Source organism: Streptomyces lacaronensis (assembly GCF_047337785.1).
In the GTDB taxonomy this organism is placed as follows: Bacteria; Actinomycetota; Actinomycetes; order Streptomycetales; family Streptomycetaceae; genus Streptomyces; species Streptomyces lycopersici.
The window spans coordinates 438,950-464,173 of sequence record NZ_JBLHDK010000003.1 but is presented as its reverse complement, the minus strand read 5'-3'; the positions used below and the strand labels follow the sequence as shown (position 1 = coordinate 464,173).

Annotated in this window: 22 protein-coding genes and 5 pseudogenes; 17 read left to right on the top strand and 10 right to left on the bottom strand. The window is 69.4% G+C overall.

Translation table 11 applies throughout. The annotated features are described in order from the left end of the window. Positions 1–643: 643 nt before the first annotated feature. From ACMTAK_RS03045 to ACMTAK_RS03035, 3 genes are all read right to left on the bottom strand, one after another. Positions 644–1,456 carry an acyl carrier protein gene (locus ACMTAK_RS03045; RefSeq protein ID WP_413804690.1) on the bottom strand — a complete coding sequence of 271 codons (813 nt, stop codon included), beginning with the start codon at positions 1,454–1,456 and terminating at the stop codon, positions 644–646. Between the two features lie 1,016 nt (positions 1,457–2,472). After that, on the bottom strand, positions 2,473–3,651 hold the full coding sequence (gene aguA / locus ACMTAK_RS03040) for an agmatine deiminase (protein ID WP_413804689.1): 1,179 nt from the start codon (positions 3,649–3,651) through the stop codon (positions 2,473–2,475). Next, positions 3,648–4,292 (bottom strand): VC0807 family protein, encoded by a 645-nt coding sequence (locus ACMTAK_RS03035; protein ID WP_413804688.1) that lies wholly within the window; start codon positions 4,290–4,292, stop codon positions 3,648–3,650. The genes aguA and ACMTAK_RS03035 overlap by 4 nt, the downstream gene beginning before the upstream one ends. A 212-nt stretch (positions 4,293–4,504) precedes the next feature. On the opposite strand from ACMTAK_RS03035, the gene ACMTAK_RS03030 reads away from it, so the two are divergent. Both ACMTAK_RS03030 and ACMTAK_RS03025 read left to right on the top strand, forming a co-directional pair. Further along, a complete protein-coding gene (locus ACMTAK_RS03030) occupies positions 4,505–5,104 on the top strand; it encodes a TetR/AcrR family transcriptional regulator (RefSeq protein ID WP_413812783.1) in 600 nt (199 codons plus the stop codon). A 1,120-nt stretch (positions 5,105–6,224) separates the two neighbouring features. Further along, on the top strand, positions 6,225–9,563 hold the full coding sequence (locus ACMTAK_RS03025; RefSeq protein WP_413804687.1) for a tetratricopeptide repeat protein: 3,339 nt from the start codon (positions 6,225–6,227) through the stop codon (positions 9,561–9,563). A gap of 417 nt (positions 9,564–9,980) precedes the next feature. Here the strand turns inward: ACMTAK_RS03025 and ACMTAK_RS03020 are convergent, their stop codons facing one another. Beyond that, positions 9,981–10,559 (bottom strand): helix-turn-helix domain-containing protein, encoded by a 579-nt coding sequence (locus ACMTAK_RS03020; RefSeq protein ID WP_413804686.1) that lies wholly within the window; start codon positions 10,557–10,559, stop codon positions 9,981–9,983. A gap of 127 nt (positions 10,560–10,686) precedes the next feature. Then, positions 10,687–11,589, bottom strand: a complete 903-nt coding sequence (locus tag ACMTAK_RS03015; RefSeq protein WP_413804685.1) for a hypothetical protein — start codon at positions 11,587–11,589, stop codon at positions 10,687–10,689. Positions 11,590–11,759: 170 nt separating this feature from the next. Between ACMTAK_RS03015 and ACMTAK_RS03010 the strand changes: the two are divergent. From ACMTAK_RS03010 to ACMTAK_RS02975, 8 genes and pseudogenes are all read left to right on the top strand, one after another. Next, positions 11,760–11,933 (top strand): annotated as a pseudogene (locus ACMTAK_RS03010) (maleylpyruvate isomerase N-terminal domain-containing protein); the annotation flags it as partial. 1 nt (position 11,934) lies between these two features. Beyond that, positions 11,935–12,822 carry a reverse transcriptase domain-containing protein gene (locus tag ACMTAK_RS03005; protein ID WP_413804684.1) on the top strand — a complete coding sequence of 296 codons (888 nt, stop codon included), beginning with the start codon at positions 11,935–11,937 and terminating at the stop codon, positions 12,820–12,822. A gap of 113 nt (positions 12,823–12,935) precedes the next feature. Continuing rightward, a complete protein-coding gene (locus tag ACMTAK_RS03000; protein WP_413804683.1) occupies positions 12,936–13,295 on the top strand; it encodes an IS630 family transposase in 360 nt (119 codons plus the stop codon). A gap of 7 nt (positions 13,296–13,302) precedes the next feature. Further along, positions 13,303–13,458, top strand: a complete 156-nt coding sequence (locus ACMTAK_RS02995; RefSeq protein WP_413804682.1) for a hypothetical protein — start codon at positions 13,303–13,305, stop codon at positions 13,456–13,458. 196 nt (positions 13,459–13,654) lie between these two features. Then, entirely contained in the window at positions 13,655–13,858 is a 204-nt protein-coding gene (locus tag ACMTAK_RS02990; RefSeq protein ID WP_413804681.1) for a hypothetical protein, read from the top strand. 223 nt (positions 13,859–14,081) lie between these two features. Beyond that, a complete protein-coding gene (locus ACMTAK_RS02985) occupies positions 14,082–15,134 on the top strand; it encodes a fatty acid desaturase family protein (RefSeq protein ID WP_413804680.1) in 1,053 nt (350 codons plus the stop codon). A 324-nt stretch (positions 15,135–15,458) separates the two neighbouring features. Continuing rightward, positions 15,459–15,778 (top strand): annotated as a pseudogene (locus tag ACMTAK_RS02980) (transposase); the annotation flags it as partial. Next, positions 15,685–15,951 (top strand): annotated as a pseudogene (locus ACMTAK_RS02975) (transposase family protein); the annotation flags it as partial. The pseudogenes ACMTAK_RS02980 and ACMTAK_RS02975, both read left to right, overlap by 94 nt. A 306-nt stretch (positions 15,952–16,257) precedes the next feature. On the opposite strand, the gene ACMTAK_RS02970 reads toward ACMTAK_RS02975, so the two are convergent. Next, positions 16,258–16,728, bottom strand: coding sequence for a nitroreductase family deazaflavin-dependent oxidoreductase (locus ACMTAK_RS02970; RefSeq protein ID WP_413804679.1), 471 nt, complete (start codon positions 16,726–16,728; stop codon positions 16,258–16,260). 53 nt (positions 16,729–16,781) lie between these two features. Further along, positions 16,782–17,516, bottom strand: coding sequence for an SDR family NAD(P)-dependent oxidoreductase (locus ACMTAK_RS02965; protein ID WP_413804678.1), 735 nt, complete (start codon positions 17,514–17,516; stop codon positions 16,782–16,784). Between the two features lie 87 nt (positions 17,517–17,603). Between ACMTAK_RS02965 and ACMTAK_RS02960 the strand changes: the two genes are divergently transcribed. After that, positions 17,604–18,200: a TetR/AcrR family transcriptional regulator gene (locus ACMTAK_RS02960; RefSeq protein WP_413804677.1), complete on the top strand. Its 597-nt coding sequence runs from the start codon at positions 17,604–17,606 to the stop codon at positions 18,198–18,200. Between the two features lie 68 nt (positions 18,201–18,268). Beyond that, positions 18,269–18,443: pseudogene (locus tag ACMTAK_RS02955) on the top strand (transposase family protein); the annotation flags it as partial. 480 nt (positions 18,444–18,923) lie between these two features. Here ACMTAK_RS02955 and ACMTAK_RS02950 read toward each other — a convergent pair. The 3 genes and pseudogenes from ACMTAK_RS02950 to ACMTAK_RS02940 form a co-directional block, all read right to left on the bottom strand. Next, complete coding sequence (locus tag ACMTAK_RS02950; RefSeq protein WP_413804676.1) at positions 18,924–19,430, bottom strand: RICIN domain-containing protein; 507 nt, start codon at positions 19,428–19,430, stop codon at positions 18,924–18,926. A 547-nt stretch (positions 19,431–19,977) separates the two neighbouring features. Beyond that, positions 19,978–20,259, bottom strand: a pseudogene (locus tag ACMTAK_RS02945) (transposase); the annotation flags it as partial. A 100-nt stretch (positions 20,260–20,359) separates the two neighbouring features. Then, positions 20,360–20,521, bottom strand: coding sequence for a zinc ribbon-containing protein (locus tag ACMTAK_RS02940; protein ID WP_413804675.1), 162 nt, complete (start codon positions 20,519–20,521; stop codon positions 20,360–20,362). A gap of 435 nt (positions 20,522–20,956) precedes the next feature. Between ACMTAK_RS02940 and ACMTAK_RS02935 the strand changes: the two genes are divergently transcribed. The 5 genes from ACMTAK_RS02935 to ACMTAK_RS02915 all read left to right on the top strand — a co-directional run bounded on the left by ACMTAK_RS02935 (position 20,957) and on the right by ACMTAK_RS02915 (position 25,065). Beyond that, on the top strand, positions 20,957–21,370 hold the full coding sequence (locus ACMTAK_RS02935) for a DUF2795 domain-containing protein (RefSeq protein WP_413804674.1): 414 nt from the start codon (positions 20,957–20,959) through the stop codon (positions 21,368–21,370). Positions 21,371–21,853: 483 nt separating this feature from the next. Then, positions 21,854–22,294, top strand: coding sequence for an SPW repeat protein (locus ACMTAK_RS02930; protein WP_413804673.1), 441 nt, complete (start codon positions 21,854–21,856; stop codon positions 22,292–22,294). Positions 22,295–23,323: 1,029 nt separating this feature from the next. Beyond that, on the top strand, positions 23,324–23,737 hold the full coding sequence (locus tag ACMTAK_RS02925; RefSeq protein ID WP_413804672.1) for a DUF2267 domain-containing protein: 414 nt from the start codon (positions 23,324–23,326) through the stop codon (positions 23,735–23,737). Positions 23,738–23,890: 153 nt separating this feature from the next. Then, positions 23,891–24,634 (top strand): SOS response-associated peptidase, encoded by a 744-nt coding sequence (locus ACMTAK_RS02920; RefSeq protein ID WP_413804671.1) that lies wholly within the window; start codon positions 23,891–23,893, stop codon positions 24,632–24,634. A 230-nt stretch (positions 24,635–24,864) separates the two neighbouring features. Next, positions 24,865–25,065, top strand: a complete 201-nt coding sequence (locus tag ACMTAK_RS02915) for a hypothetical protein (RefSeq protein ID WP_413804670.1) — start codon at positions 24,865–24,867, stop codon at positions 25,063–25,065. Positions 25,066–25,224: the final 159 nt, after the last annotated feature.

The following is a 25,224-nucleotide window of genomic DNA, read 5'->3' as shown; positions in this document are numbered from 1 at the left end:
CAGGTCCGGCCGAAGTGGCCTTCCGCAGCTCAGTGCCCTTACTCACGAAGGTCCGATCTGGCTCAACGGTACGCACGAAGCAGGCCCTTCTCCTTGTGGATCTGCTCCATCCGCACACGACGCTCCAGCGCCTGTCCGCGCCGTGGGGAGTGGTCCGCACGAGACGAGACATGCGGGCACACGGGCCGATGTACGTCACGTCACAGCACCTGACGGAACGCAAGGAGTCGGCGCGGCCCGCCTGCGAGCAGGAAGGTCACCACGGTGGTGGGCACGCTGCTCGTCGCCCACCCACCGACCGCGGGAAGCCCGTGGTTCAGTCATACGGCCGCCAGAGCGCCGGCGCGTTGCGGTAGTGGGGCGCCACCGAATCCGAGGGCGGGACTGCTCGTCCACGTCGGCCTCGGCATCATCCAGACCGCCCGCGAGCGCTGGACCGACCGGCCGCAGGCCGGATTCGCCCGATGTGTCCGGGAGGCTGCCGACCTCGTCTCCGCCCTGACCGCGTAGCCCCGCGGGCCGCGCGGAAGCACAAGGGTCACCCCCGCTCGCGCGAGGGTGACCGTCGCTGGGACCCAGGGGTTCCTTCCCTCGGCGCTACGGCCCCCATGGGTCCGAAGTCCCGTCGTCCGGAGGGCTGCGTCTACCTGCGGGGGAGCGAGGTGTTGGTGACCGGGAGCGGCTGGTCCGCGCCCGCTACGTAGAGGTCCGTCGGAGCCGTGCGCAGCTCGAACGTATCGTCCTCGCGCGAGACGCGCACGGACAGCACGAAGAAGCCGTCGTCCTCGACGGTGGTCTTCACGTGGTACTCGTTCTCCCAGTAGGTCTGCAGGAAGACCTCGGTGCCCTGGGGCTCGACCCCTCGGGGGAGGCTGACCCTGCCCCGGACGGTGAGGATGTCGCCCGCCTTCACCTTCTTCTTGTTGACCTGGTAACTGACGGAGCTGGGCTTGGTGTTGGCAGCCACGGCGGTGTCCGCGTAGTAGCCGTCTTGCGGGGTGTTGGGGTCGCCGTCCTCGTCGTAGAGGGCCGTGATCTGCACCCGGTGCTGGACATTGAGCAGGCTGCTGCCGCTCACGTGGTCGATGTCGACGTCGGGGATGGTGAATTTCCCGTTGGTGTCGGTGACCGGCGTGCCCAGGTCGCGCGGCTCGTAGTAGTTGGGGTCGATCGGGTCGCCCCACGGATTCCAGGTGGTGAAGAGGACGACTTCCTGGACGGTGACGGGGATGTTGGGCGCCGGGGTGCCGTCGGCCTTGGTGACGGTGCCGGTGACGTCGACGTTGCGGTTGTCGTAGTCGGTGCTGGTCGGGTTGGTGCTCACGGTCAGCACGTAGGCGTCGCCGGGGGAGGCGTCCGAGGGCTCCGCTGAGGCGGCGGGCGCGGACAGGGCGCCTGTGGCGAGCAGGAGCGCGGCGGTGGCGGCAAGCCGCGTCGGCAAGGACTTCCTGGGCACGGGGCAACTCCAACTTTTGTCGGGACTGGGGAAGTCGCGCCGGGCGGCACCGGTTCCGCCGCAGCGCAGGTGTGCGACGCACCAGGTTCGACCGGCGGGGTGGGGCGGGAGTTGTCCCCTGTGCGGCCGCTGTTACGCGGCTGTGGCAGGAGAGGGGTTTGTCCGGGTTGCACGTTCACCTGGATGTCGGCCGGAGGCTGCCCCGCATTGCCCTCGATGAGTGGATGATGCGGATGTGAGGTAGAGCGGGAAGCGTGACACTTCCGCGCGGGGCATGCGGTGTGTGAGGTGTGAGTGGCTGACGGTCACGCAGCATGTGCACGGCCTTACCCATAGGGTCGTGCGAGCGAAAGCGGTGCCCGCCGGGCGGGCGCGACGTCGCCGCCGGCACCCGCCTGGCCGGATCGGCCGTGGAGTTCCGGTGAACTCTCCCGCCCCATGGAATCGCGCAGGCGCCGATGCCGGCCCCCGACCCGATCGGCCCGCGGAGCACGACGGTGTCGCTGACAACCACAGTGGCTGGATCGACGGAGGCTGGTCGGCGTCGACTCCACCTCTTGCCGCGCCCACCAGCATGCGGCGGTCCCCCGAGCCCGTGCCGTGCCGTCACCTGCGGCAGCCCTCTGATGCCGTTTGGTGACAGGAAAGACACCCCACGCCCACACATGGCCAGCCCGCGCCGCTGTCGCCGATCAGGGCCAGGGGGCGCCCCTCCTGGAGCCACGCGGGGTTCTTCAGCTTGCCGGTGATCTCGGCTGAGGGGCACCGGCCCGACCCTCGACGGATCAGCGTCACCTTGACGAGCCGAAGTCAGTAACGGCGACGACGTGCTGGTAGAGGCAGACGGCATCCAGCGCGCACCAGGAGCCGTCCGGGCGCTGCACCCGGTTCAGGATCGGGCAGTGGTGGCGGGACGCCTCACGCGGGGTGTCGGCGTCCTGGTGTGCCGACCCGTGATCGCGTCCGAAGCCGTCCGGTCCGGCGTGCGAGGCGACGCGCGCCCCACGCCGACTCGGTCACCGGACAGAGTGTTCGACGGGATTGCTGGCATTCGAATGGTTCGATCGGAGGCGCCGCCCGGCTCCACTGCCAGGACCCGTCGCCACCGCACCGCTGCTCGGTATCTGCTGGGTGGCGCAGTGGATGTTGCCGCCGCCGAGGAGGAGTTCGCGGGTAGGGAGGCCGACAACCGTGTGGTGCGGGTGGATCCTGGCGAGGCGGGCGAGGGCTTCGTCGTCGTGTTCGGGGTCGAGCAGGGGGACGAAGAGGTGGTCCTCCGTGGCGTAGAAGTTGGCGTAGGAGGCGGCGAGCCGGGGGCGTGGCACGGTGCCGGTGACCGGGACGCCGTGACGGTCGATGCCTCGAAGCTCGACCTCGGTGGCGTACAGCGGGCCGGGCAGCGGCAGTTTCTCCACCCGGAGGGTACGGCCTCTGGCGTCCTGGACGTTTCTCAGGTCTTCCAGGGCGCGTGCGCTGCGCTCGTACTGGGGGTCGCTCGTGTCGTCGGTCCAGGTCAGACAGACCACTCCGGGGGCGGCGAAGCACGCCATGTTGTCCACGTGGCCGCGCGTTCCGTCGTGGGCGAGGCCCCACTCGATCCACACGGTGCGGGTGACTCCGAGGTAGGCCGCCATGAGGTGATGCATGGCGGTGCGTGAGGGGGCGTCGTTGCGGGCGGGGTCGAGCAGGGTCTCGGCCGTGACGAGGGCGGTTCCCTGCCCGTCGACGTGGAAGGAGCCGCCCTCCAGCACGAGCGGGGCGCGGTAGCGGTCGGTGGAGGTGAGGTCGAGCACCCTTCGGGCGTACTGGTCGTCGGTGGCCCAGTACGGGTAGCGGTTGCCGTAGCCGTTGAAGGCGAAGTCCACGCCGCGGCGCCGCCCGGTGCCGTCGACCACGAAGGCGGGGGCGATGTCCCGGGCCCAGCCCAGCCAACTGGTCGTCTCCACCACGCGGACGCGGGAGTCGAGGCGGGAGCGGGCATGTGCGTACTGGTCGCCGGTGACCGTGACGGTGACTGCCTCCCCGGTGTCCGCGACGGCGTTGGCGAGGGCCGCGAGGGCGCGCTGCGCGGGGCGGGCTCCTTCGCGCCAGACGTAGCCGTTCTGCGGCCACGTCATCCAGCATCCGTCGTGCGGCTCCCATTCCGCCGGCATGCGGAAGCCGTCCGCGGCGGGCGTGCTGTCGATGGTCCTCATCGCGCACCCCCGCGATGGCGTTCGAGGACGAGGGCGACCGACGGCGGCGCGGGCTCGGGATCCTGCGTCCGCGAAGGCACTTGGGCGGTGATACGGGTGCGCGCGTTCCTGCGGTGGCGGATCGTCCACACGACGATCGGGATGAGGACGGCGAATTCCAGCGGTGGTGTGAGCGACGCGGCCGTGGCCACCGGCAAGGTCAGCACGAGCAGAACACGCGCCACGGCCTCTGCCATGAGTCCGGCACCGCACACCAGCGTCTCCGTGCGGTGCGCGCGGAGCAGGATCGGGTCACGCAACGGTTGACCGTGCAGCTTGTCGGCCAGATAGGCGGTGGCGGGCGTAGCGGTGAGGCAGCTTGTGAGGAACACGAATCCGGCGAGGGCGCTGATCAGTGGGTCACGCAGGAGCAGCGGCTGGGGTTCGGAGGTCACGGCGGCGAAGGCGGCCGAAAATCCGTACATGAGGAGCATGGCAAGGGCCAGGCCGTCGGCACGCCGGTCGTGCAGGACGGTGGCGGCGAGCCAGAGGGCCGCTACTCCGGTCGCGGCCAGGAGCGCGGGGAGTGTGGCCAGACCCGCAAGGAGGCAGCCGTAGTACGCAAGGGGCGAGATGCCCAGGTCGAGGGCCAAGCGAGCCAAGCGGGCCAGGCGGCCGAGGTGGCGCGGGCGCGCGGGCGCCGACGGCCGGGCCGGCTGCGGTACTGAAGGCGAAGATGTCGGCTCCGACGGGTCCATGGCTTCTCCTTGATCCTTGTCACCGGGATGGCGGGCTGCGGCGTCAGCCATTTATTTAGCACCGCCATGCTAAATAAACCGTAGCACGGTCGTGCTATAAAAGCCGGGTGCCGAAGATGGTGGATCCCGAGCAGCGCCGCCGCGACGTCGTGGACGCCGTCTTCCGGGTCGTGGCCCGCGGCGGCATCCAGCAGGCCACTCTCCGGAACGTCGCCGCCGAGGCCGGTCTCGCCGTCGGGTCCGTACGGCACTACTTCGCCAGCCACCACGAGCTCCTCATGGCCGCGGCCCGCGAGATGGTGCGCCGGGTGGACGTCCGAGTGGCGGCCCAGCGGGAGCGGCGGCAGCCGGGGGACGACCCGTACCTGATGGCGCAGGAGGTGGTGGGTCAGTTCCTGCCGCTCGACGCGGCGCGTGCCGACGAGATCGCGGTCTGGCTGGACTTCGTCGCGGCTGCCCGCACCGACCCCGCCCTGGGCGAGATCGCCGCCGAGCTCCACGACGGACTGCGGGACGTCGCCGGGCGTCTGCTGCACCGTCTGGGCGTGGACGATCCGGTGGCGGCGGAGCATCTCGCCGCAGTACTCGACGGACTCGCCCTTGGCGCGACGCTCCACCCCGACCGCCTGAGTCCGGACACCATACGGGCCGTCCTGCACCGGCACCTGACCCAACTGCCCGGCGCGGCAAACGAGTCCGAGCCCCCGGACGCATAGGCGCACGCGCGGCAGGCTCCGCGGGCCTTCCACACGGCCCAAGCACGACGGCGGCGCTCAGGAACAGCCGCACGCCGGGGCCTCGGTGGTGACGCCCAGCTCGCTCAACCACGCTTCCAGGCCCTGCCGGAGGCCCCCGGGCCGGCGGGGTTACCGCTCGGGGTCGGCCTGGTGGGGTGGGGCCTGGGGAGCTGGCACCTGGTGCGGGCGTTCCGTACCCGGGAGCAGTGCTTCGCCATTCCTGGGCGGCGGTTCACCCACCGGGTGGCGGGCACCGCCACCGTGACCCCCTGGGAGGACGTCGCGCAGATGAGTAGCACTGGTGGTGACGGCCGGTCGCTCGCCGGCACCCGGGGTATGGGTTCTACGTGCGAGATCCGGCTGCACAGCGGACGCCGGATCCGCGTCGATGCCTTCACCGAGGCGGGGGCGGATGGCGTGATTCCTCTGGCCTCCACCGTGTGCCGGCGCACAGTGGACGCGGCCGAGGTCGATCCCCGCGGTACGCCAGGCGTTCTTCCCGGCTCCGCGGTGGGTCGCCGGGCCGTGGCGGGGCCGGTGCGGGGGTGGTGGCGAAGTGTTGCCGGCCCCGCCACGTGGTCGGCGGCCAGGACTGGCGCCGCCGTGTGGGCCGCCGCCCGGAGCGCGGCCTGGCCCGTCCCGCCAGTAGCGTGTGCGCTGTCGACGCCAACACCCGCCTGGTCGTAGCGACCGGACGGCCCACGCCCGGCAACGCCACGACGTCCGCGCCTACCGGGAATCCGGCGTGCAGGCTCTGTCCGGGAGAACCCACAGCGCTTGTACACCAGTTGGGGGGCAGCTGGTGCTCGTCCGCGAGTCGATATGCTCACACGTCTCGACAGCGCCGGTGGTTGCGGCCGAAACCGGCCCGCTGCCGCTCATCGGCCTCGAGCAGCTGTACCAGCTGGGAGGCCCGGGGTGGAGGAACAACGCGTGTCAGATCGTGCGCTACCCGGATCTGCGCGCTGTGCGTTGCGTGAGCCGGCCCCGCTGGGCTTGTGCCCTGGGGCGGTGAACGGCATCTCACGTTTGCCGTGCGGCGCGGGCATGGCTCCTCGTAGCGTGTCTACTTCCAGGTGCATGTGGCGGGGGGTGCGGGGTGGATCCGGTATCGGTGGAGTTGCTGGCGGCGTTGGCTGGCGGCGCCGGGGGTGAGATCGGTTGGCAGGCGTGGACGGGGCTGACCGCATTGGTGCGACGTCCGCTTCGGGACGGCCAGGGCACCGAGGATGGGCCCGCGGTGAGGTCGGGGGAGGTGGAGCTGGCGGAGTTGGAGCGGGCGCCGGCTGATCCGGCGTGCGCGCGGGCCCTCAGTACCGCGCTGGTGGTTCGGGCGGCAGTGGACGCGGACTTCCGTACCGGCCTGGAAAGGTGGCACGAGCAGGCGCAGCTGGTGCGCACCGGCGACGGGCAGGTGGACAGCACGATCAGTGGCGACACCTTCAACGGGCCGGTGCTGCTCGGCCGGGATATCTCCGGGGTGTCCTTCGCCCCCGCGCCGCCCGGGCCCACCCCCGCGCCCCCCGCCCCCGCCGCCGCAAGCCGTTCAAGGCCCCGGAACGCCCTCCGCGCAGAGCTGACCGGCGTGGCAGACTCGGACCCCCACAGCCCGGCTGGCATAGGCCGGGCGGTGGAGAATCGGATCAGCGGCGGTGTCTTCTTCCACGCGGTGATTCAGGGCCGGGACATCACCGTGCAGTTGCCCCCGCAGATCACCCCGGCACTGTCCGGCCTTCCAGCCGCCTCGGTCACCTTTACCGGCCGCGACGAACAGGTGGAGGAACTCCTCGGGGTGCTGGCGCCCGGCGCAGACCGTCCGCAGGCAGTACTGGTGGCGGGGCTGGCCGGGGTCGGCAAGACCGAACTCGTACTGCAGACCGCCGCCCAGGCACTCAGACGGCCCGGCTGGTTTCCCGGCGGTGTCTTGTTCCTCGACATGTTCGGCTACGACCCGGAACGCCGGCTGTCCCACGGACACGCGCTGGACGGCCTGCTGCGGGCGCTGGGCATGCCTGGCGAACACCTTCCCGTCAACGTGCAGGACCGCTCCCGGTTGTACCGCAGTATTCTGGCGAACTTCGCCGAACAAGGCCGCCGGATCCTGGTCGTCATCGACAACGTCTCCACCGCCGACCAGGCCCGCCCCCTGCTGCCCGCCGACGGCACCACCGCGGCCCTGCTCACCTCCCGCCACACCCTGGACCTCGACGCCCGCCTGCACGACCTGGACATCCTCGACGAGCACGCCTCGGTCGAACTGCTCCGCCAGGCCCTGCTGCGGGCCCGCGGCGCCGCCGACACCCGCGTGGACGACGCGCCCGAGCAGGCCGCCACGATCGCCCGGCTGTGCGGGGGCCTGCCCCTGGCCCTGCGCATCGCCGCCGCCCAGCTCGCCGACATCTCCACCCGCCCGCTGGCCTCCCTCGCAGGGACCCTGGAGGCGGCGCACACCCGGCTGGACCGGCTACGCCGCGAGGACCGCGCGGTGCGCGCCGCCTTCGACCTGTCCTACCAACGCGTCAGTGACGACCACGCCCGCCTGTTCCGGCTGCTGCCGCTCAACGCCGGCCCGGACCTGTCCACCGAATCCGCCGCCTACCTGGCCGGCATCGACCAGTACCGGACCGAGGAACTGTTGCAGGACCTCACGCGCGCTCACCTGATCGCACCCGGACCCACCTGGGGCCGCTGGCGCATGCACGACTTGGTGCGGCTGTTCGCCGACGAACTGGGAGAGACTCAGGCCCTCCCGGACGGCCGCGGGGCCGCCCGGGAGCGGCTGCTGGACTGGTACGTGGCCACTGCGCGGGAGGCGGACGAGCGGCTGAGCGGAGTGGCCGGCACGGCCCGTTTCCCGAACCGCGCGGCGGCGGTGAGCTGGTTGGAGACCGAACGCCCGAATCTCGTGGCGTCGGCGCGGGCCGCGGAGGAACATGGTCTCGGTCGCCGGGCGTTCGACCTGGCCCAGGCGCAGGGCGACTTCCTCGTCCAGTACCGCCACCTCACGGACGCACTGGACATGGCCGACACAGCGCTCGCGGCGGCCCGCGCCGCGGACGACGCGTTCGACGAGGCACGGGCTCTGCACAGCCGGGGGCTGGCCCTGACCGCGCAAGGGAGTACGGCCGAGGCGATCACCGCGCACCAGGAGGCCGTGAGCATCCTGAACAAGGTCGGCTATGACGGTACGGCGCTGGGTTACGCGCTGAGCGGCCTGGGCATCGCCCTGTTACGGGGACACCGGCCCGCAGCCGCCGTGGAGGTCCACGAGCGGAGTCTGAAGATCTTCCGCGGCCGCGGCGAGCGGCACGGCGAGGCCCAGGCGCTGACCCACCTGGGAGCGGCCCTGTTCGAGGCGCACCGGCTCCCGGAGGCGCGGCAGTGGCTGGTGGAGAGTGTCGCCCTCCTGCGCGGGACCACTGACCTGCGCTCGCTGAGCATGGCCCTGAACGGCCTGGGTCAGGTACTGCGAGAGTCGGCCGACTTCGAGGCGGCCATCGAGGTCCACCGGGAGGAGGCAGAGGTCGACCGGGCCTTGGGCGACCGACATGCCGCGGCCATCGCGCTGACCAGCCTGGGCAGCGCCCTTTGGGCGTCTCACCGGTTCGAGGAGGCGATCGCCGTCTGCACCGAGTCAGCTCATCTCTTCGAGCAACTCGACGACCCCGCCGGGCAAGTCGCGGCCGGAAACAACCTCGGCGTCGCGCAGGCACAACTGCTGCGCTACGACGACGCGGTGCGCACGCACCGCGCTGTGCTGGAGATGTGCGAGACGCTCGACGACCCAGGGCTCCTCGGCGACACCCTGGTCAACCTCGCCCTTGCCACCGGCGGACAAGGCGACCGGGAAGAGGCGCTGAAACTGTTCGACCGGGCCCGGGCAGTCCTCGAACCGCACGGCGACGGCCCGCGAGCGGCACATGCGCTGCTCGGCGGCGGCCAGACCCTCATGCAGCTGGAACGTCATGCCGAGGCCGTACCGCTGCTGGAGCGGGCCGTGGAACTGTTCACCGCGGCCGGCGACCGGCGGACCGGCGGCGCGCTGGGCACGCTCAGCGAGGCACTGTGGCACCTGCAGCGGTACGACGAGGCACAGGCCCGCCACCAGGAGTGCGTCGCGGCCCTCCGCGGCATCGAAGACCACAGGACGCTGGCCGGTGCGCTGACCCGGCAGTTCTTCGTAGAGCAGCAGTCAGGAGCCACGCAGGCGGCCGTCGCCACAGGCACTGAGGTGGTGACGCTCTACCAGGACCTCGGCGACCGGGTCATGGAGGCGTCGATACGAACCTGGCTCGGAGCGCTGTTCAAGGGCGCCTCATGTATCGCGGAATGCCGCGAGCAGTGGCTGCGCGCCCTGGAGGTCCTGCCGCCTGGCGCGAACCCCGACCTGGAGACCGGCCTGCGGCTCGACCTGGACCAGCTCCCTCCGGACGAATGACGAGCAACCGACGGGCTCCCGCGGGATCGAGCCCGACCGGGCCCGTCACGATCGAGCGGAACGGAGGACCGGGGAACACAGCGCACCGGATCGTGCGGTAGGAACTGACCGCTGCGTTGCCGCGGATAACAGGGGCCACTTCGCGAATGATCGAGCGACGCAGCCATGGCCGGCCGCCGGGTGCTGTCGCTTCTCAGGTTTCGACGCCACTGAAGAATTTACGACACGTCATCAGCGGTTCGCTCACGCTCGCCTTCCTGACCCATACCTGACGCGATCACTGTCGCGCCTTTTCCGCAGCGCTCACCACGACCGGCCTTTAACCGACGCAGCCTGCGGTAGTTTGGGGCCTCCCCCTGCAGGGCGACCCCGGAGGACCTACCTCCATCTCCTGCACAGCACCGCTTCCAGGAGCTCCTACATCAACGCTCCCTTCCGCGTTCGTGGCACACGATCTGTGGTTTCTCGTCCATCGCGAAGACGACGGCATTGGCCGGCGGGGCGAGGTAAAGGCCGACGACATCGGATCTTGTCGATCAGGAACGGGTCGGGTGAGATCTTGAAGGTCTCAGTCCGCCACGGCTGCAGGCCGAAGGCGTGCCAGATCCGCAGTACGCTCGCCGGCGAGATCCCCACGACCTTGGCCAGCTCCCGCTTCGACCAGTGCGTCCCGCCCTGTGGCGTCTGCTCCAGGGTGCGGACCACGACCTCTTCCACCTGGGCATCGGTGATGGTCCGCGGCACCCCGGGCCGCGGCTCGTCGGCGAGTCCGTCCAGTCGCCGGGCAAGGAACCGTGTGCGCCAGCGGCGCACGGTATCTCTGCCGACACCGAGTCGCGCGGCGACCACGGTGTTGTTCCAGGCGTTCGCGCACGCCAGCACGATGCGTGCGCGAACGGCCAGTCCCTGGGCGGTCGAGCGGCGCTTGGCCCAACTCTCCAGCGTCAGCCGCTCGGCCTCCGACAACACGACAGGTTCCAGCCGGGTATCGCCCATCCACGCAGCACAGCGCGAGCGCGCTACCCGCCGCAGCAGAACGCCGCAATCTGAAAGAGGGGACGCCTCACGTGGCGACCCACGACCTCAAAACCAGATCACTAGTACGTCCTGCGAGGCGCCGTTCCTAGCGCATCAGCAGTCCCCGCATCCCCAGCCCGTAGTGCACGCGCAGCCGGTGCAGCTCCCACAGGCCCACCGCCGTGACGGAGAGCGGGGCGCCCAGGATGAACAGGTACCGGATCACCGTCGGCACGCCCTCGTGGGCGCCGGTGAACATGTCGATCAGTGCCATCCCCCACGCCAACGCCATGATCAGCAGCGGCGGCACCGTCTCGTGGATGTCCGCGGTGCGGAACACGTGCTGGACGGCGAGTCCCACGCCCCAGACGACGAACGGCGTCACCCAGAAGAGGACGAAGAGGGTGAACGCGAGGATGAGTCCCTTCGTCACGGTGAAGTGGCCCTCCACGAGGGGTTCCTGGCCCTCGAAGAACCCTGAGAGCACGATGATCGGGAAGACGGAGGCCGCCGCCATCATGGCCACGATCGCGCCGAAGCACCGCCCCGCCCGGCGCAGCAGGTCCCGTCGCGCCGCCGGAGCGGCCAGGCCGTACAGGACGCCGACGACGACCGGGAGGGTCGCCGCCAGCACGAGGGCGCTGGTCCACGACTTGTCGACCTGCTCGTCCGCCGCATCGCTGAGCTTGGGGGCGAGCTTGTAGGAGTAGGACATCCACAGGAACGCGCCCACGCCGACCAGGGTCCTGATCTTCCGCATCCGCGCCACCTCAGGATCCGAGACGATGCCCGGCCGTGACGGGGTGAAGACCCTGCGCGCGGTGTGGATGGGGCCGATCCGCCGCCGCAGCCGGGTGATCGGCCCGCCCGGCGGCGGCACCGGCGGCCCCGGGTAGGGCGGCTGGGGCTGTGGCGGCACGTAGGGCTGGGACGGATAGGGCTGAGGTGGCTGCGGCTGGTAGGGCTGCGGCCCCTGGGGCGGCTGTCCGCCCGGGTTCCAGTTGCTCATCGTTCGTCCCCCGATATGCGAGTGTGCGCCGCGATGGGCGCGATCGCCGAGTGTATTGAGCACACAGGGTCCGCGCAGCCCTCGCCCCGGGGCGTGCACCGAACGGCCACAATTATGCAAGCATGCTTGCTTGTTTTCTTCGGCGCTGCCATGCCCGAGGGGAGCGTCCCGTGTCCGATCCGACGCCCGTGTTCGACGACCTGCGCGAGGAGAGCGAGGAACTCGACGGGCTGGTGGCCGAGTTGAGCGCCGAGCAGTGGGCCCTCGCCACCCCGGCGCCCGGCTGGAGCGTCGCCCACCAGATCGCGCATCTCGCCTGGACGGACCATTCGGCGCTGCTGGCCGATGGACGCGGTCGCGGTGTGCCGGGAGAGGTGCTGGAAGACGGACTGGGTGATCGATCTCGACATCCAGGGCTTTTTCGACAACCTTGACCACGGCTTTGTCCTCAATGCGGTCGCGTACCACACCGACTTGCGGTGGGTCCTGCTGTATGTGGAGCGGTGGCTCAAAGCCCCGCTCCAGGGGCCGGACGGCAGCCTGCAAGCCCGTGATCGTGGGAGTCCCCAGGGCTCGGCGGTCTCACGTGTGCTGGCCAACCTGTTCATGCACTATGCCTTCGATGCGTGGATGGCACGTGAGTACCCTGCCGTCCGGTTCGAGCGCTATTGTGATGACATCGTGGTCCACTGCCGCAACGAGACCCAGGCGCACCAGGTGCGTCAGGATATCGCTGGTCGGCTGGCCGATTGCGGGGGGTTGGAGTTGCATCCAGAGAAGACCCGCATTGTGTACTGCCGGGACCGGAACAGGCGTGGCTCAGCTGAGCACACATCGTTCACGTTCCTGGGATACGGGTTTCGAGCGCGAAAGCTGCGGACGAAGTACGGGGATTTCTTCTTCGGCTTCAGCCCGGCGATCAGCGACGAGACCGCCAAGCGGATACGGGTGCAGATCCGCCGGTGGCGGCTGCATTTGCGCAGTGAGACGAGCCTGGAGGGACTGGCCCGGGAAATCAACCCGGTCGTCCGGGGCTGGATCAACTATTTCGGGCGGTTCCAGCCGTCCGCGTTGAGGTTCAGCCTCAACCGCATCAACGATTATCTGGTGCGCTGGCTCGTCCGCAAGTACAAGCGGTTCAAACGGAAACGAGCACGAGCACGGGAGGCTTTGCGCCGTCATGCCCGGCTGTTCCCAGGGCTCTTTGCCCACTGGAAGTTCGTCACGCCGTGACCGTGAACGACTGGACGATGGGAGCCGTGTAAGCCGCGAGGCTTACGCACGGTTCTGAGAGCGGCGGCGGGTGAAATTCCCGCCGCCGACTCACCCAGGCCCTGGAACGGACAGTGCCGGTGCTGCCGATGGTGCCGGGCACCCCTGAGCGCCGCAGCTTCGACTACGTCCGGCACGGCACCGTGGACCTCTTCGCCGCCCTGAACACCGCCACCGGCAAGGTGATCGGGAAGCTGTCCGCACAGCACCGCGCGGTCGACTTCCGTGACTTCCTCGACGAGATCGACCGCCAGACCGATCCCGGCCTGGCGGTCCACGTGATCTGCGACAACCTCTCCGCCCACAAGGCGCCGGTGGTGCACAAGTGGCTGCTTGCGCATCCCCGGCTCCGCCTGCACTTCACCCCGACCTACTCGTCCTGGATCAACCAGGTCCGAGCGGTGGTTCGCGGAGCTGGAACGACGCTGCCTTGAACGCGGCGTGTTCTGCTCACTTGACGAACTGAAGACCGGGCTCGAAGAGTGGATCAAGACCTGGAACGAACAGGCTCGGCCCTTCAAGTGGACCAAGACCGCAGATCAGATCATCGACCGCATCTGCCGCTACTGCGACAGGATCTCCGGACCGGGACACTAGTAGCTCTCCGTCACTGGCCACAGAAGCTGAGCCAGAACCGCTTCTCACGAACATCCAACACCGCGCAGTTCGGGTGGTCGGGTGGCTCCCGAAGCGCTGGACAACTGCCGTGGGCCGCCGCCCGTGAGGGCGAGGGGGCTTCATGCCGTGTCATCCGGGGGCTGCTCGGGCAGGTGCTGCTGGAGCAGCGGCACGGTTGCGGGCGGCGACCGCCGCCCCCGCCGACGGCGGGTCGTTGGCCGCCCTCCGCGTCGCCGATGCCTGCCGCAACGGGCCCCACTCCATGGCGCGATTCACGCTCAACAGGGTGCCCGGCACGATCGTGGCCGGTGGCGGCCGGCGCACCTTCACCATGACCGTGCCCCACACCACCGGCACGGCGGTCGGCGCGGAGTGGTGATCACCGTGCGGCGCCGCAGGAGCGGTTCCTTCGCGGCATGACCCAGGTGCCCCGGCGTGGTGGTCGTCTGGAGGCCGGGGCGGGGGTGTCGCTAGCCCCCTTCGGGGTCCTGGGGCTGGCCCCCGTGCGGCCGGGGTGTTGACGCCATGGCGCCGCATGGTCCCAGGTCCGTACGTTTAAGCAGGTCAGAGCCTTGCTGGCCGATTCAGGACCGGAGTCCTCCATGTCTCAGACCACCGCGCCGTCTGTGTCCACCGCACCCGTCGGCGCCCCCGCGCGGCAGGGGAGTGAGTTCACCCCCCTGCTGCAGAAGGTCAGGGGACGGGGGCTGCTGGAGCGCCGCAAGGGCTGGTACGCGCGGATGATTACCGTGAACCTCCTCGCCCTGGCCGCCGTGGTGACAGGGTTCGTCCTCGCCGGGGACACCTGGTGGACGCTGCTGCTCGCCGTGCCGCTCGCCATTCTGTCCGCCCGCACCGCCTACGTCGGCCACGACGCCGGGCACGCCCAGATCGCCGTCGGCCGCCGGGCGAACCGCGCCATCGGACTCCTCCACGGCAATCTGCTTCTGGGCATGAGCTACGCATGGTGGAACGACAAGCACAACCGGCACCACGCCAACCCCAACCACATCGAGAAGGACCCCGACGTCGGCGCCGGCGCACTGGTGTGGACCGCGGAGCAGGCCGCTGTGCGCCGCGGATTCGCCCGCTGGGTCACCCGCCACCAGGCCTGGCTGTTCTTCCCGATGCTGCTGCTCGAAGGCATCGCCCTGAAGGTGAGCAGCGTCCAGGATCTGCGGCGGCAGCCGGTGCGCGAGCGGGTCGTCGAGGGCGCCCTGCTGGCGCTGCACACGGCCGGTTACGGTGCCCTGCTGCTGATCTGCCTGCCGGTGGGCAAGGCCATCGCGTTCGCACTGCTCCATCAGGCGCTCTTCGGGCTTCACTTGGGGATGGCCTTCGCGCCCAACCACAAGGGCATGGACATGCCCGACCCGGCGGGCGAGCGCTGGGGGCATCTGCGCCGCCAGGTTCTGACCTCGCGGAACGTCCGGGGCGGGCCGGTCACGGACTGGCTCCTCGGCGGGCTGAACTACCAGATCGAACATCACCTCTTCCCGAACATGCCCAGGCCCCATCTCAGGCTCGTACAGCCTCTGGTCCGTCAACACTGCCGCGACCTCGGGATCTTGTACGCCGAGACCGGGCTGCTCGACTCCTACCGGCAAGGACTGCGGCACATGCACACGGTCGGCGGTGCGGCCCGGCCCGAATGAGCCCCGTCGGCCACGGGGCCACGGGGCCGGTCCGGGCTGACGCCGGTCGGCGAACGTCACCAGACACTGCGCGTACTCGGCCCGTTCTTCGTCGCGTACGGCGCTGAGGTCCGCGGTGAGGATCTCCGCCGACGCCCCGGGATCGAAGAAGCGGTTCGGATCGGTGCATGCCCATGTACACCGCCGCGCCGCCGCCAGGACCTCATCCGCATCGAGCGCGGCGGCTGCGGCGGTGGTGTCGGCGATGCGCGGCAGATCGCTCGCCACCGCTCGCACGCCCTCGAACCAGCCGTTCTCAAAGCCCTGCCCCGCACCGGTCGGGGGCTGCCGCGTGACCGCGACGGCAGCTTCGAGCCGCGGATCGTCAAGAAGCGGCAGCGGCCACTGACCGGTGTCGACGAGATGGTCCTGTCGCTGTCCGCGCGTGGTCTGACACACGGCGACATCTCCGCATAGACCCGGGCCAGGTGGGCGCGAGCGTGTCCAAGCAGACGATCTCGACCATCACCGACAAGGTCATGGACGGGATGGCCGAGGGGCAGAACCGGCCGCTGGACCCGGTCTATCCGGTGATCTTCATCGACTGCGTGCACGTGAAGGTGTGCGACGGGCAGGTGGCGAACCGGCCCGTCCACGTCGCCCTGGATGCTGGGCCGACAAGGCGTATCAGGGCGCCGGGGGTACGGTGCTGGTTCCCTACCGAGGCCGCTGGGAGAAGCTGTCCGCAGGTCAGCAGGCCGTCAACCGCTCCCACGCCAAGATCCGCGCGCTCGGCGAACAGGCGATGGCCACCCTCAAGACCTGGCGTCTCCTGCGCATGCGTGCCGACGACGGGCACGCACGGCGCGGGTTCAAAACCTCCGTGCCACCTGTAAAAGCCCAGGTTGCAGGACCCACGCAGCGTGCCCACTGCGTGCCCATTGCGTGCCCGGACGACTTCGGGGCCGTTGGCAGGGGGTGACCCTCAACATGCCGCCGCAATCCTCTGACCTGCACAGACTGTCATGCGGCGGCATGTGGTGACCCCGCTTATCACGATCGATCTTGAGCTCACGTGTGCGTAGGCGGACCTGGCGCTGCGGGCGCCATGGCCCCTCTTCGGATATGAACCAGCTGTGCCGCGTCAGTGCTGCTCGGCCGCCGGCTCCAGAACGAAGACCGGGATCTCCCGGTCCGTCTTCTTCTGGTAGTCGGCATAGTCCGGGAACGCCTCGACGGCGCGAGCCCACCAGACGGCCTTCTCGTCCCCGGTCACCTCGCGTGCCACCATGTCCTGGCGCACCGGGCCGTCCTGAAGCTCCACCCGGGGGTCGGCCACCATGTTGTGGTACCAGACCGGGTGCTTGGGAGCTCCTCCCAAGGAGGCGACGGCGGCGTAGGAGCCGTCGTGCTCCACCCGCATGACCGGGGACTTGCGGATCTTGCCGCTCTTCGCGCCCAGGGTGGTCAGGATGACGACAGGCAAATCCCGCCCATCCGGACCGAACAGTTCGTTCAGCGTCGTTCCTACCGTGCCACCGGAGCTTTCGTACAGCTCCACCTGGTCACGTACCAACTGCATCGTGCTCGGCTCATACTCGCCTTTAAGTGGCATGTCGCCCATCTCCATACTGTCGAAGAGTCAGCCAGGTTGGCAAAGGCTCACCGTCAGACCTGCGCCTGGCCTCCGTCGACGAACCATTCGACGCCGTTGACGAAGCTGGAAGCGTCCGAGGCCAGGAACGTCGCCACGGCGGCGATCTCATCCGGGCGGCCGATCCTGCCGAGCGGCACCTCCGAGGCGAACTGGTGGAGGTCCGGGCCTACGGCGCCGACCAGGCCCGGGGTCTCGGTCGGGCCGGGGCTCAGTACGTTCACCCGGAACTTCCGTTCCTGTGCGCTGAGCGCCCAGCTGCGCACCAGGTTGCGCACCGCTGCCTTCGACGCGCCGTAGATTTCCAGGCTCGGTCCGGGGCGGAGGTTGGTGGTCGATCCTGTCACTACGATCGAGGCGCCGTCCGACAGCAGGGGCAGCGCCTTCTGTACGGTGAAGATCGTGCCCTTCACGTTCGTACCGAAGGTGGCGTCGATGGCTTCCTCTGTGATCTCACCGAGACGCTGAGGGACAGCGCTGCCGGCGTTGGCAACCAGCACGTCGATGCGGCCCGCCTCCTCGCGCACGACCGAGTAAAGGTCATCGAGGTCCGTCTGTACCGAAACGTCGGTCCTCACACCGGTGGCCGCCGGCCCGATCTCGGCGACGGCCGCGTCGAGCGGCTCCTGACGCCGACCGGCCAGGAACACCCGTGCCCCCTCCGCGGCGAACCGCCTGGCGATGGCAAGCCCGATGCCGCTGTTGGCTCCGGTGACCACCGCCACCTTGCCCGCGAGTACTTTCGTCATGACGCGCCCACTCCTCAATTCTTGACTGGTTCGTCCATAACGCTAACCGTAATGGACGACCCAGTCAAGAATGGGTAAGCTGCCCCCATGGCACGACCTAGGAAGTTCGACGAGCGGCAGGTACTGGACACTGCCCGGGAGCGGTTCTGGTCGGGTGGGTACGCCGCCACGCGCATGGAAGACATCGCCGAGGCAACGGGGCTCGGCAAAGGCAGCCTGTACGGCGCGTTCGGCGGGAAGCAGGAGCTGTTCCACCGCGTGTTCGACGATTACTGCGGCTCCGTCGTCGATGCTGTGAGCCGTCAGCTGCGCGGCGACGACGCGGACGCCTACGCGCGGCTGTCCGCCCACGTGTACGCGGTGGCGGCGGCCACTGCCGCAGACACCGCCCACCGCGGATGTCTGTTGGCCAAGGGCGCCGCCGAGCTGGCCGAACACGACGAGACGGTGGCCAAGCGGGCGCGCGCGGCCATCGAGGCGCTGCAGGCGCTGCTGGAGGGCGACATCGCAGCCTGTCAGCGCAATGGCGATATCGCCGCGGACGCGGATCCGGGAAAGCTGGCCGCGCTGGTGCTCGCCGTACTGCGCGGCATTGAAGCGCTGGGCAAGGCCGGAGCGACCGAGGAGACGCTGATCGATATAGCCCGGACAGCCCTTGCCGTACTGCCCCGCCCCGCTCACTGAGCTTCTTCGGTCTGGCCACCGATCGGGGGATGGCCCAGGGTTGCGTGACAGGCGAGGCCTCGGGTACGCAGATCGCCGCAGGATTCGGCATCAGTGAGTCCACTGCTCACGCCTGCACCACAGCGGTCACCGACCTGCTCGCCGAGCGCGCGCCGGGCCTGTGCACTGCCGGGCCGTGCCCCCGACCTGACCGCCGCCCGTACCCACCGGATCATCCATATCTGCGAATGTCTGGGCATCCCCGATGAGGGCCGGAACCCCTGACAGGCCGTCAGGTAGGCGGAGAACTCAAAATCGGACCCGTCGTTCATGAATTCCTGCACCTGCCTGGCGAACCACTTGGCCTCGGCCTCGGCGGCGAGCAGCAGGGGGTGGCCGCTGCTGTATTCGGCCAGGGCGCTGAGGTGCCATGCGTAGCCTCGTGAGCGTGCGACCGTGAGCCAGGTTGTGTCCGCCGCTGGTGGGTCGGGGGGGAGCGGAATCTGGCGTGGATGATGTATGCCCGCCGGCACGCGAGGGACGATGAACGGCTCGTCCAGCACGCGCAGGATCACGACTGGGCCGACGCCTGCCGCTGGCCCAACCAAGCGATACGAGCGCAGCCCCGTGCGGTGTTGCAACCTTCGGCCTTACTGGATTTGCGGTCGCCGCACGCACGTAGATACCGGTGCGGCGACCGGCCCTTCCCCGAGTGAGCCGCGCTGTTGTCGGCGTACCGCCTTGTCAGACGTTCCTCTCGACTACCTTGAAGAACTGCGTCAGGTACTGCTGGAAAGGCAACAGATACAGGTGCAGATCCGCGTTGTTGAGCGGGGCGATCGCCTGGGAAGGGTCGTCGTCCGGGTGCATGCTGAAACTGTCGAACAGACCTGAGGCCCGCACGCGCCACTTTTGGGTCTGGGCAGCGTTCTGGTCTCCGGTCAGGACAACCTTCTTGTAGTCCAGGCCGCTGGCCGCTGTGATGAGTTGGCGACGCGATTCCGCGTTCGTGATGTAATAGGTGCCGTCCCCGGCGCTCTCGAACCTCCACTTTTCGCCGAGCGTGTTGGTCGTGTCCCGGTCGTGGAACAGGAACGCGTGACCATTCGGGCCTCCGTGGAAGCCTTCGCTGTTGAGGTGCAGGGAAGACTGCAGATGGTCGATCCATACATCCCGGCCTGTCGGGATGATCACAGATGGCGGACGGACAGACTGTGGGTCCGCGTCGCCGCTGAGGTGAGGAGTGGTCATGAGGAGTCCTTTCTCGTGTTGTTGACACAGATGGACGGCCTTATGAAGGTGCCCATGAACGCTACGCGCGAGAAGCGAATAGGAAATCAGAAGCCGGAGGGGCAACCTCCGTTTATGTATTGGCAATTTCCCGGAAACAACCGCATGGACACGTCGTGTATCCATGCGGCAGAAGTGCACCGGCGCATGGCAAATCCCCTACAAGCCCGGCGCGAGCGCCGCCCGCAGACCTACGAGAACGGGAGGCGTGAGCCCGCCTTCCTGGTACAGCCGTCGCTCACGATCTGAAGCCGGATCGGATCACCGTCCGCTCACGCGAGCGCTTCGCCGAGCTAACCGAGGGGCTACGAGCGGCGGCTGCCCGTGGCACCGAACTGCACGTACAGGGATGATTGGTGGTTCTTGCCTTCCTCGCGCTTGCGTTCGTAGTACGTCCGCGAGGCCGGACAGACCCTGAGGCTGGCCAGTGAGGAGAGGCAGAAGGCTCGCAGGAGGCCACGGTGGAAACGGCTAGGCCGACCCATGTTGCCGTTGACGCGACCGGATTGCCGTTGACGCGACCGGAGTCGCGTGGAACGGGTGCCAGGCCGGCGAAGGCGGCCAGGCGGTCGGCGGTACCGAAGGGCGCCAGGTCACCACCGGTGGCGGCGATGAACTCAGCCCCGAGCCGGGGCCCCATGCCGGGCAGGCTGTTGATCATCTTCGCGTACTGGCGCTGGCGAAACCGGGCCTCGATGAGTGCGTCGACTTCGGCGATCTCCTCGTTAAGGGCAATCACCCCCTTCGCCAGGCGGGCCATGAGGGTCGAGGCCACCTTCTCACCCGGCAGGGGAAGCGGTGCCCCTGAAGCGGTGCCCCTTCACGTCCGTGCTGTACTCGTGCGACTGAGGGCAGCGAGGACGTCTGCGGCAGCGGCCTGAGTCGCCGGCCTATGACTTCGTGTCGGGCTCATGCCGGCGGGTTTCGAATTCGGCGTGGCCGTTCGGGCACTTCGGGATCTTGTCGCCCTGGGCCACATGGACCTTGCTGTCGCACTTGGCGCAGTAGAAGTCGCCGGTCTTCTGGGCCTTCTCGCCCGCTTTCGCTGTCATGGGCTGCTCCTGTTCTCCCGCAGGGCCGAGCTTCTGGACTCCGGGGGCGGCCCACCCCGTGAAAGGAGCGGCTCTTGCGGCGCCACGCGCCCCGCGCCTCCGGGGGCCGCTCATCGGTGCGCTGCGATCCTGACTCTCGTGCGCACCATGTGGCTGTCCTCCTCTCCTGATCACCTGTACCCGGTCACATGATGTGGCGACGGCATGCCGGTCCGTTGCGCCGGACCGCTCGGACGTTGGTCCCCGGCTTTCTTCAGGGGCGATGCCGCTGCCACCCGGAACCCCGACCGGGTCCCGGCGGCACATTCCGGGTGCACGTCTCGGTGTCCATTGTCGAAGAGACCTGATCCCACCGCCCTCCCGAACCCCGATTACCACCGCGATCGGGGGGTACCCGCGGCCGCACATGAGGGGCGGACGAGGGAGGCGACAGAGATGGCGGCACACGGGAGGGACAAGACCGGTCCTCTGCGGGACGATGAGCTCAAGAAGCGGACGCAGGGCGAGATCAGGGCGGACCGGTCCACGCGCGTGGAGGAGGAGCGGGAACCGGAGCCCTCCGGCGAGGACCAGCCGGTGGCGGAACGCGCCCCGGACACCGGTCTCACCGGTGGCACACCGCCCGGTATGACGGCCGAGGACGTCCAATCACGCTCCGAGCTGGCCCGGTACCTCGGGCGCGGCCTGTATCCGGCCGACCGCGGCACGGTGCTGGAGACTCTGCGGGACAACAACGCCCCCGACCGTCTCATGAGCCTCGCCGCGCGGCTCCCGGAAGGCGAGACCTACCGCAACGCCCAGGACATCGCACGGGCCCTCGGGCTCGGCGTGGAGGATCACCGGACCTGACCGGTCAGGACACTTGCGGTGAGCCGCCGTGAGCCGCCCCGATCGTCGGGAAGCGACGTCCCGTCCGCTGAGGTCGTCCGCGAGGAGCCAGCCGCGGGCGGGGGCAGCGGCAGAGCGGCTTCCGGCCTTTCGTCGCCCTCGGTGCGGGACCAGTGGCCCCGAGGGCTCAGGCAGCGACGGCGGTTCGCGCGCGGGACCGTGTCGGCGAGCCCGTTCCAGCCGCGCTCCGCCCCGTGCAGCCGCGCGCCGCCCCGCTCCACGCGAGCCGGTCGAGCCGTACGGCGGCCCCGTTCCGGGCCGACCGGACCCGCCCTGGGCATGGCCTGTCACTCACCCCGAGCGGGTGGGAAGAGCAACGGATCGGATAACCCCGACAGCGCTCCCGCAGCATCTGCCGCGCACATCCGGCACGGCCACCCTGATTGGACACGCTCTTCGTGGCTATTCGGGGGAGACCGCCACAAGCAAAGGGAGTGAGTCAGCATGACCACACATGGCCGCATCGAACAACACCCCGACCTGATGGAGCTCAGGGCCCGCTACGAGCGGGCGGCGACGACTCCGCAGGCCCGGGCCGTAGAGGGTCTGACTCTGCTGGCCGGACTGTACCTGGCCATCTCTCCGTGGGTCGTGGGCTTCTCCGGGACCGCTACAGGGCTGACCGTCAACAACCTGATCACCGGACTGGCGGTCGCGATCCTGGCGCTCGGCTTCGGCTCGGTCTACGAGCGCACGCACGGCCTGGGCTGGGTCGTGTCGGCGATCGGCATCTGGACGATCATCACGCCATGGATCGTCTCGGGTCCCTCGGCCGCCGCAGGCACCATCACAAGCAATGTGGTCACCGGCGCGGTGACCTTCCTCCTGGGGCTGGCCACCTCGGCTCTCGGGGCGGGAGGCGGAGCGCGAGCGCAGGAGCGGTGAACGAGTCGGACACATGACCTGCCTGTGTCTACCCGCCGGACCGCAAGCCCAAGGCCCCTTACGAGCGATCCCCCTTGGGCTTGCCGTACTGGCCAGGCGTTCCGTGCGGCGGTGGATGTATCGGCTCGGGAGAGGTGTCGGGCGCGACGGGCGAACCTCCCTGCGGTGGTTCGGGTTGCTCTGGGCGGACACCGCTTCTGTCCCCGGCTGACGGAGTGCCACCGGCTGCCAATTGGTCGATACGGGAGCCGATCAGGTCGACCACGGCCCGTCGATTGGCGTGTTGGCGCTCGTAGTGGAGCAATTCCTGAAGTTCTTCGGAGCCCAGCGATCGTATGCGGTGCTCCAGAGAACCTACCGGCAGATGATCATAGTCCGGGAGCGGAAGATCATCACGATGCTGATTACTCATCTCGCCTCTTCCTGTCGGCCGGGGGCGGGCCTGTCAGTTCGTCCCATGACGCAAGGTGCCACCCGAGAGACCGAACGCGGCAGGACAGTTCACAGGGGCGACAGGCTCGGCACAGATCCGGCAGTGCTCATGCCCCGTGACGTGCCCGACTTTGTCTGTCAACCGTTGGGTAGCCCCGGAACCGGGGCCGAAACCTCGCCCGAAAGCCCGTGTCCCAGGCGCCGCTGCGCAGCCGAATGAGCGTCTCCCGGATGAACCGACCGCGCGCGTCTCCGGCACGACCGGTGCCGCGCACAGACTCACCATGATCCGCGCTTCCAGATGCAGCCCGCAGCCACCACGATCACACTGGAACCGCACCCTGACGGCGGTACGCGCCCCTGCCAGCATGGCGCTACGACGATCCCCGGGAGCTCGCCACGATCCAAACAGGGTGCCGGGACCCACGGTCCAAAAGTGGGTGCGGGACGTCATGACCGCCCCGCCGGTCGAGGGCCTCCGGTGCATCGAGGTCGACGTACCCCGCCGCATACGGGGCAAGGACATCGGCGCGGCCCTGCCTACGGAGGAGGGCCGCCCTCGCCACCCACCGACCACATGCGAAACGGAGAACGGGCATGGACCACGACACCCTTATCGGTCAGGTACAGGCACGGGCCCGGCTCGACAGCCGCGGTGCCGCTGAGGCCGCCACCCGAGCCACCCTGGAGACCCTTGCGGAGCGCATACCCGCCTCCCTGGCGGACAACCTCGCTGCCCAGCTGCCTCGCGAGATCGGCGAACACCTGCACCGCGTCGCCACCGCCCCGGACCAGCCCGACACCGGTATCCGGATGGCCTACGACGAATTCCTGGACCGTGTCGCCCAGCGCGCGGGAGCCGACAAGGCCAAGGCCACCCACGAGGCCCGCACTGTCATGGAGGTTGTCGGCGAGGCAACCCAGGGCGGCCTGACCGAGAAGGTCCGCCGGGCGCTGGACGACGAACTCGCCCGCATCCTCTTCGCCGGCAGCACCGGCACCATCACCTGACCAACGTCGAGAGAAGCCATCCACCGGGCCGCGTGTCCGCGGCAGCGCGCACAGGCGGCACCGGCCGGACGGCGGGCATGGCGGCACCGCACGCTCGGCCCGGCGGCGCGGTCCGCCCAGCACGGTGACAACGTGCCGTGTCACAGTGATGTCATGTGCGGTCGCTATGTCTCCACCCGCAGCCCCGAGGACTTGGCCCGGCTTTTCCGCGTCACGGACTGGAATCCGGAAGAGGCCCTGGCGCCGAGCTGGAACGTGGCCCCGACCGACGACGTGTGGGCCGTCCTGGAGCGCACCCCACGCGGGAGTGACGACATGGCGTCGGTACGTCGGCAACTGCGGCCGCTGCGGTGGGGGCTGGTGCCGTCCTGGGCGGAGGATATGAAGATCGGCGCGCGGATGATCAACGCACGGGCGGAGAGCGTGCACAAGAAGCCCGCCTTCCGCCGCGCATTCGTCACACGCCGCTGCCTGCTGCCGGCCGATGGCTTCTACGAGTGGGAGCAGATGAAGGACGAGGAGTCGGGAAAGGCCCGCAAGCAGCCCTACTACATCCACCCAGAGGACGGTCAGGTGCTGGCGCTCGCCGGGCTGTACGAATACTGGCGCAATCCGGAGATCAAGCACGACGAGGACCCGGCCGCCTGGCTGATGACCTGCACGATCATTACCACCGAGGCCACCGACGCCGCCGGCCGCATCCACCCCCGCATGCCCCTCGCACTCACCCCCGACCACTACGACGCCTGGCTGGACCCACGCCACGAGGAGCCCGGCCAACTGCGCGCACTGCTCACCCCGCCCGCGGGCGGTCACCTGAACGCCCGCCCCGTCTCCACCGCCGTCAACGATGTCCGCAGCAACAGCGCGGAGCTCCTTGAGGAGATCACCCCGTAAGCCGCGATATCCGACAGCCGCGTCGGCCGGTCCCTCGGTGTGTTCGTTGTCGGTCTGTCCGAGCCGGACGCGTCATATCCGGCTCCGCCGCCGAGCAGGTACCCGGAATGACCGAGCCACCCCTCTCACCTACGAGATACCTTGCTCCGTCTGCCTCTGGGAGCCTTCGCAGACGAGGCGTTTGCCCTCCGGAGGGCCCGGGGACCTGGGGCGGCAGGAGGTGAATCGTCATGCCCGAGCCAGGAAGCAAGAAGTACGACACCCGGCGGGCCCGGCTCCGCAAGGACGCCGAGAGGTCCGGGGTGACCGACCAGGACGCCAACCGGGCGGCCAACGAGGAGCTGCAGGACAGCGACGAATGGCGCAGCCGCGGCCCCAGGACCGAGCGCGGCCGGGGGCCGAAGGGTGAGCGCCCGGGAGGCTCCGACTGACGTCCACGTCGCTTCCGCGGCGTACCGGCGCAGCCGCCCGTGGCGTGCGCGTCCAGAAGCGCCCGCGCCGCGGGAGACCGGAAGCCGGTCCGAACAGATCCGCCGCCCGCGCCGTCCCACCGAGGCGGCGTGGGAGGCAACACGTGGTCAGCACCGAGA